This window comes from Pseudomonas sp. 2VD (genome assembly GCF_005503585.1).
GTDB classification, from domain to species: Bacteria; Pseudomonadota; Gammaproteobacteria; order Pseudomonadales; family Pseudomonadaceae; genus Pseudomonas; species Pseudomonas aeruginosa.
The window spans coordinates 1-6,792 of record NZ_SCND01000324.1 but is presented as its reverse complement, the minus strand read 5'-3'; the positions used below and the strand labels follow the sequence as shown (position 1 = coordinate 6,792).

General features: G+C 68.6%; 8 protein-coding genes. 1 reads left to right on the top strand and 7 read right to left on the bottom strand.

Features of this window, described 5'->3' with window-relative positions; genetic code table 11:
* The 5 genes from FFS27_RS25830 to FFS27_RS25810 all read right to left on the bottom strand — a co-directional run.
* The coding region (locus tag FFS27_RS25830) for a YceK/YidQ family lipoprotein (protein WP_137952289.1) at window positions 1-270 on the bottom strand (270 nt) is incomplete at its 3' end.
* 53 nt (window positions 271-323) lie between these two features.
* A complete protein-coding gene (locus tag FFS27_RS25825; protein ID WP_003098675.1) occupies window positions 324-1,457 on the bottom strand; it encodes an ABC transporter permease in 1,134 nt (377 codons plus the stop codon).
* On the bottom strand, window positions 1,454-2,626 hold the full coding sequence (locus FFS27_RS25820) for an ABC transporter permease (RefSeq protein WP_003130238.1): 1,173 nt from the start codon (window positions 2,624-2,626) through the stop codon (window positions 1,454-1,456). The genes FFS27_RS25825 and FFS27_RS25820 overlap by 4 nt, the downstream gene beginning before the upstream one ends.
* 3 nt (window positions 2,627-2,629) lie before the next feature.
* Window positions 2,630-3,601: an HlyD family secretion protein gene (locus tag FFS27_RS25815; protein WP_003091837.1), complete on the bottom strand. Its 972-nt coding sequence runs from the start codon at window positions 3,599-3,601 to the stop codon at window positions 2,630-2,632.
* A 100-nt stretch (window positions 3,602-3,701) separates the two neighbouring features.
* Window positions 3,702-4,187, bottom strand: coding sequence for a phosphate-starvation-inducible protein PsiE (locus tag FFS27_RS25810; RefSeq protein WP_003091838.1), 486 nt, complete (start codon window positions 4,185-4,187; stop codon window positions 3,702-3,704).
* A gap of 174 nt (window positions 4,188-4,361) precedes the next feature.
* On the opposite strand from FFS27_RS25810, the gene FFS27_RS25805 reads away from it, so the two are divergent.
* Window positions 4,362-4,649 carry a DUF3509 domain-containing protein gene (locus FFS27_RS25805; RefSeq protein ID WP_003091839.1) on the top strand — a complete coding sequence of 96 codons (288 nt, stop codon included), beginning with the start codon at window positions 4,362-4,364 and terminating at the stop codon, window positions 4,647-4,649.
* Here FFS27_RS25805 and FFS27_RS25800 read toward each other — a convergent pair.
* Together FFS27_RS25800 and FFS27_RS25795 are read right to left on the bottom strand one after the other, a co-directional pair.
* Complete coding sequence (locus FFS27_RS25800; protein ID WP_004345209.1) at window positions 4,642-5,997, bottom strand: TolC family outer membrane protein; 1,356 nt, start codon at window positions 5,995-5,997, stop codon at window positions 4,642-4,644. The two genes, FFS27_RS25805 and FFS27_RS25800, sit on opposite strands and share 8 nt — an antisense overlap.
* Window positions 5,994-6,792, bottom strand: a 799-nt coding sequence (locus FFS27_RS25795; RefSeq protein WP_137952288.1) for an HlyD family type I secretion periplasmic adaptor subunit, incomplete at its 5' end; no start/stop codon positions are given. The genes FFS27_RS25795 and FFS27_RS25800, both read right to left, overlap by 4 nt.

The following is a 6,792-nucleotide window of genomic DNA, read 5'->3' as shown; positions in this document are numbered from 1 at the left end:
CACCCCGGACAGCGCGAAGTCGAGGGCCAGCACCTCGAGGATGCCGTCGGCTTGCGCCGGCGCCACCGGCGACCCGGTCTTCACGTTGAGCCGGCAGAAGGTGTAGCTGACCCCGCTGTACACCCGCGGCAGGCTGGTGCAGGCGGTCGCCTTCAGGCGCAGGTCGTGGGCGGCGCTGGCGTCGTCGCGCACCAGCGTGTTGACGGAACCGCACCCGCCGAGCGTGGCGAGCCCCAGAAGCACCAGCAAAGAAAGCCCCGAACGAAACATTCCTTCATCTCCCTGTGCGAACGCCAGCCGAGTATGGCCGGCCTTGCGCCGCTTCACCAACCCTTGACGTTGTCCCAGCGCCAGTTGCGGTACTGGTACAGCAGCGTACCCAGCAACGCATAGGTGGCGGCCATGCCCAGCAGCACCAGGGCATGGTCGCTGACTTCGCGCAGCGGCAGGTCCATCTGGTTCATCTCGGCGATGGCGCGGATCGCCCAGGTCGAGGGGATCGCGTCGGCCAGCCAGCGTACCCAGTCCGGCATGGCCTGTTCCGGCCAACTGTAGCCGGCCATGTAGAACAGCGGCAGGGTGATGAAGGTCATGGTCAGGTACACCGATTCCTCGGTGGGCAGCAGCTCGGCGATGAACTCGCTGAGGGCGATCACCGCGATCAGGAACGGCAGGACGATCCCCAGCAGCATGAAGAACGAGGCCGACTGGCGATAGCCCAGCAGGTGCGGCCAGATCACGTAGAAGAGCATCGCCAGCACGGTCCAGATCAGCAGTTGCGCGCTGTAGCGGCCGAAGCGGGTCGACAGCGGCTGGCGCATGTAGCGCGGGGTGCCGCCGCGCAGCATGATGTTGCCGCGGGTGCAGCCGAGCAGCAGGCTGTGTTGCAGGATCAGCGACAGCAGCCCCGGAAGGACGATCGCGGCGAAGCTGATGCCGGGGTTGAACAGGTCGGTCAATTGCCCTACCAGCGGGCTCAGCACCACCTGCGCCTGGGTCGCGGTGAAGCCTTCGCGTTCCAGCAGGGCGGCGTTGTAGCGGTTGGTCAGCGCGCTGTAGACCGCCGAGATGTCCTGCTGGATCTGGCCGTTGGCCATGCGGTTGGTGGCATCGCCGAAGTACGGGATCACCAGCGCCTCGCCGCGCAGCAGGCGCTTCTCGAAGTTCAGCGGGATCACGATGATCGCGTACAGCTCGCGCCAGGCCAGGTCGCGCTTGGCCTGCGGCAGGCTGTCGTAGCCGACCACGGCGACCTTCGGCGCCGAATCGAGCAGCCGGACCAGCTCGCGCGACACGTCGCTGTGATCCTCGTCGACCACCGCCACCGGCAGGTCGAGGGCGGTGTGGTTCATGTACGGCAGCGAGGTGATGCACACCGAGGCCACGACCATCAGCCACATCGGCTTGGACAGCATGGCCTTCAGGGTTTCCCGGAGGATCTGCAGGTAGTTCTTCATATCGGGCTCAGGTCCAGGCGGCTGCGCAGGCGCATCTTGGCGATCATGTAGGCGATCAGCGGGTACAGCGCCAGCTTGGCGCAGGTGTAGAGCGCCGAACTGGGCGGCGCCTGGCGCAGGAACTGGTCGAACAGGCCGTGCAGGGTGTGGGTCAGCGGCTCGGCCTCGGCGATCACCCGCGCCAGGGTCGGCATCGCCAGTTCCGGGATCAGCACTCCCGAGTAGGTCTGGGCGACGCCGATCAGCATGCCCACCAGCGAATAGGCGGTGAAGCGGTTGGCGGTGAAGACGAACAGCACCAGCCCGACGCTCTGCGCGGCGATCACGTAGAACAGCGTGATCATCAGCATCGCCAGCGGGCTGCCGTTGATGCGCGCGCCGGAGAACGCCACCAGCAGGAAGATTTCCAGCATCAGCAGCGCGGTGAACAGCAGCGTGTAGGGCGCCAGTTTGCCCACCAGGCGTACGCCGAGGGCCTTGGCCCGCAGGATGTGCGGCGAGGAGGCGCGCAGTTCCGGCGCCTCGCGGGCCAGCACATGGACCATGGTGACGATCACGAACAGCTGTAGCAGGTGCACGATGGCGGCGAACTGCTGGTAATAGATGTAGTTGCCGCTGGCATTGAACAGGCTGTCGTAGGACACGCTGATGCTCGCCAGGTGCGGCAGCGCCGCCGGCATCCCGGCGGCCAGGCGCGGACGCAATTCGCCGTTGAGGCTGGCGACCAGCGCCGAGAAGTCCTGGGTGGCGGCGTAGCCGGCCGAATACAGCAGCGCGTTGTAGTACAGCTCGGCCTTCGGCGCGCGCCCGCCGAGCACGTCGGCCTCGAAGTCCGGCGGGATGTAGAGCAAGGCGTAGGCATCGGCCCGACGGATCGCGTCGAGCCCCTCCTGGACGCCGGCGGGAACGGTGATCACCTGGGCGTGGGAGGTCGCGTCGAGGTCGCGGATCAGCTTGCGCGACAGCTGGCTATGGTCCTTGTCGACCACCGCCAGCGGCATGTCCAGCAGGGTACCGGCCTGGTAGACGCCGCTGATCACGCCGAACAGCAGTAGCGGCCAGCACCAGCCGAGCCAGTGGATGGTCCAGCTGCGGCAGGCGATCCGCGTCTCGGTGTTGAACGCCTGGACGAAACGGCTGGCGTTGCGCTTCAGCGCGGCCCACGCCATCGCTCAGTTCGTCCAGCGCCACAGCGCGCTCATGCCCGGGCGCAGGCCGGGTGTCGGCTGCAACGGGTAGAAGCGGGTCTCGAAGGTCTTCAGGTCGAAATCGCCGGTGGCGCGGGTCGCGCGCCTGGTCGAGAAATCGCCCAGCGGGGCGATGTAGCGCAGCTCGGTCTCGACCTCGGCGCCGCCCAGGCCGGGCACCTGCATGACGATGCGGTCGCCCTTGCGCACCTTGGCCAGGATGTCCTCGCGCAGGTTGAAGACGAAGTAGCTGTCGTCCAGCCGCACCAGCGTCAGCAGCGGACTGTAGGCGTTGATCAGTTCGCCCTGTTCGGCGGGGATCGGCCCGACCTCGCCGTTGACCGGCGCGCGCACCTGCAGGTCGTCGATCTGCGCCTGTAGCTCGGCGATCTGCGCGTCGGCCCGGCGCACCGCGGCCTGCAACGCCTGGCGGCGCTCCTCGCGGTCGCCCTTGAGGCCTTCGTCGAGATTGGCCCGCGCCTCGGCGACGCGGTCGCGGGCGACATCGCGCTCACGCCGCGAGAGGTCGAACTGGGTCCGCGAGAGGAAGCCGCGCTCGACCATCTGCTGGTTGCGCTGGAAATCCGACTCGGCGTTGCGCAACTCGGCCTCGGCCTGTGCCAGGCTGGCCTTGAGCGCGCGGATGCTCTCCTCGCGAGTACCGTGGAGCGACTCATCGAGCTGCGCCTGGGCCTGGTTGCGCGCCGCGTGCAGGGCATCGAGCTGGGCTTCCAGCTCGGGGCTGTCGAGGCTGATCAGCAGGTCGCCCTGCTTCACCTCATCGCCGCGCCGCACGTGCAGCACCTGGACCCGGCCCTTGGCCTTGGAGGAAACGATGACGTTGGTGGCGTCCGCCTCGCCCTGCAACAGCAGGGGCGGATTGTGCAGGCGCAGGTAGAGGGTGATGGCGACGATCGCGAGGATCAGCAACGGGGTAAAGAGTTTCCATCCCTTCATGGGGCAGGCTTCCTGAACACGACCGGGCGATGGTAGTACATTGCCAGGCCGTTGCGCTGGCCGGAAGCGCGCCGGAGACCGGCTCCGGCGCGGCGACGAATCAGGCTTCCCCTTCGGCGTCCTCGCTCGCCACCCGCCGCGCGGCGGCGCCGTCGGACTTCGCCGAAGGGAAGCGCGCCGAGGCGAAGCGCACCACCAGGATCGCCAGCGCCAGCAGCAGCAACGCCACCGAGACCAGGATGATGCCATCGTCCGGCGTATGGTTGTGCTGGATGTCGGCGATCATCAGGCGGGTCAGCGCGGTCATCGCCACATAGATCAGGAAGCGTACCGGCATGTGGTTGGTCTTGAAGTAGATACCGACCATCGCGCCCAACTCGAGGTAGATGAACAGCAGGAGGATGTCGTCGATCGACGCATGCCCCTTGTTCACCATCCCCAGGAAGGCCGCGCCCGCCGCCCAGAACACCGTGGCGCCGATGGCGAACAGGGCCAGGTAGTGGAACGCCTCCACCAGCAGGTTGCCGAGGCTCTCCGCCTGGTGGTGCATGCTTGCGCGCAGGCGCTCGGCCCAATTCTGTTTCATAGCTTCTCCCGACAAAGACGACGGCCACCTGGCCCGAAGCGTGCAAGGCCCAGGCCAAGGCACGTGCGCAGATAGACGTCCGCACGTCGGCGCAGGGTACAGCCCGGCGGTGACAAAGAACTTTCCGGGCGGCACCCAGTCCCAACCAGCACGACAGCATTCAGGTGGTCCGCCATGACCGACAGCAGCCCTTTCCAGCTCCTCACCGAGGCCTTCCAGGCCGAGTACCGGGTCAACCTCAGCCTGGAGCGGCCGGACGGCAGCATCGTCCTCACCCTCTCCAACGAACGCGGGGTCGCCGCCAAGCGCCTGATCCGACCGGCGCAACTGCATGACCTGGAGCAGTTGCAGCGGATGATCGAGAGCATCCGCTTCGGCATCGCCATCGAAAACGGCACCAGCGCGCCGCAACTGTTGCAGGCGATGACCCAAGGCAAGGCACGCTGGCCGATAGCTATCTGATGGCAGCGGCGACCTGCGCGCGTCCTTCGCCGGCGCCGAAATAGGCGGCCAGTACCGCCAGGTCGCGGTCTTCCAGCACCCCCGCCAGCTGGCGCAGGCGCAGCCAGGCGTTGAGGTAGGCGTAGCGCGCTTCCGCCAGGTCGCGGCGGGCGCCGTAGAACTGCTGTTCGGCGTCCAGCACGTCGCGATTGACCCGCTCCCCGCCGGCGACGCTGCGCCGCGTCGCCGTCACCTGTTCGCGCGCCGCCGCCACCGCCATCTCATAGGCACGCACCTTGGCCAGGCTGCTGGCGGTCAGGTCGAACTGGCTGTGCAGGTCATTGATCACACTGGCCACCTGGGCATCCAGCTCGGCCTGGGCCTGGGCGTACTTGTCGCCGGCCTGGCGGGTCGCCGCCGACACCCGCCCGCCCTCGAACAGCGGCAGGCTGAGACGCAGGCCGACACTGTCGGTGTCGTATTTCTGCTCGTAGGTGCTTTCCGAAGCCGAGTGCGTCTTGCTGCTGCTGGCGTAGAGGCTGAGCCTGGGCAGGTGGCCGGCACGATTGCGCTCCACCTCGTAGGCCGCCGCCTCCAGCGCATAGCGCTGGGCGCCCAGCTCGGCGCTGCGTTGCAGGGCCACCTGGCGCCAGCCCTCGAAGGTCGCCGGTTGCAGGCGCAACGCCGGGAAACGCTCGATGGGCGCGGCCAGTTCGCGATCCTCCAGTGCCTGCCCGAGCATCGCTTCCAGCGTACGCCGCGCCGCCGCCGCACGATCGCCGGCGGCGATCTCCTCGGCGCGGGTCAGGCTCAGCCGGGCGCGGGTCTCCAGCAGGTCGGTGCGGGTGCCCTCGCCTTCCTCGAAGGCACGCTGGTTGAACGCCAGCTGGGTTTCCAGGGCGCGCCGCTGGGCCTCGGCCAGGAGCACCTGCTCGCGGGCGAACAGGGTTTCGCTGTAGGCGGCGAACAGGCGCACCGCCAGTTCCTGGCTGCGCCCGCGGAACTGTTCGTCGGCGAACAGCGCCTGGGCCTCGCCCTGGCGGTAGCGCGCGTAGGCCTCGTAGTCGAACAGCGGCTGCTCCAGGCTGAGGGTCGAGGCGTAGCTGCGATAGTCGCGCTCGACGCGGGCGTCGCCCTGGCTGACGGTGGAGTCGTTGCGCGCCTTGTTGTAGTCGTAGCGCAGGCTCGGCAGCAGGCCGGCACGGCCGATGGCGCGGTTTTCGCTGCCGGCGCGGCGCTCGTGGAGCGCCGCCTGGAAGGTCGGGTCGTGGCGCACCGCCAGTTGGTAGGCGTCCAGCAGGCCCAGCGCCTGGGCCGAGGAGGCCGAAAGCAGCGCGGAGGACAGCAGGCAGGCTCGCAGGCGATTCATTCTTCCCCCAGCGCCAGGTGGGTACGGTCGGCCAGCGGCTTGAACAGGTAGTTCAGCAGCGAGCGCTCGCCGCTGCGGACGAAGGCCTCCACCGGCATCCCCGGGCGGATCTCCAGGCCGGCCAGGCGACGTACGCCCTCCTCCCCTACGCGGATGCGCACCCGGTAGTACGGCGCCTCGCTGCGCTCGTCCAGCAGGCGGTCGGCCGAGACCAGGGTCACTTCGCCCTCCACCCGCGGCGTAGTGCTCTGGTTGAAGGCGCTGAACATCAGCTCCACCGGCAGGCCGACGCGGACCTTGTCGACCATCTCCACCGGCAGCCGAGCGTCCACCAGCAGCGGCTGGCGCTCCGGGAGGATTTCCATCAGTTGCTGGCCGGGCGCGATCACGCCGCCCTCGGTGAACACTTCCTGGCCGACCACCAGGCCGGCGACCGGCGCCCGTACCTCGCTGTTGGCCAGGTCGAAGCGCGCGCTGGCCAGGCGATTGCGCAACTCCTCGGCGCGCACCTGGGCGTCGGCCAGGCTGGCGCGCACCTCTTCCTGGAACTTCTCCCGCCGCTGGGCCATGCGCAGGCGCAGTTCGAGGATCTGCCGGCGGGTACTGCCGAGGCTGCCGAGGTCGCCGGCGATCTCGCCGTTGACCTGGGCCAGCAGGCGCTCGCTGTCGAGCAGGCGGTTGCGCGGCACGTAGCCCTCGCTGGCCAGTTGGCGCAGGCCGCGCAACTGTTCCTCGAGGGCGGCGCGCTGCTGCTCCTTGCTGCGCAGCGCGGCTTGCAGGCCGTCCAGTTGCGCC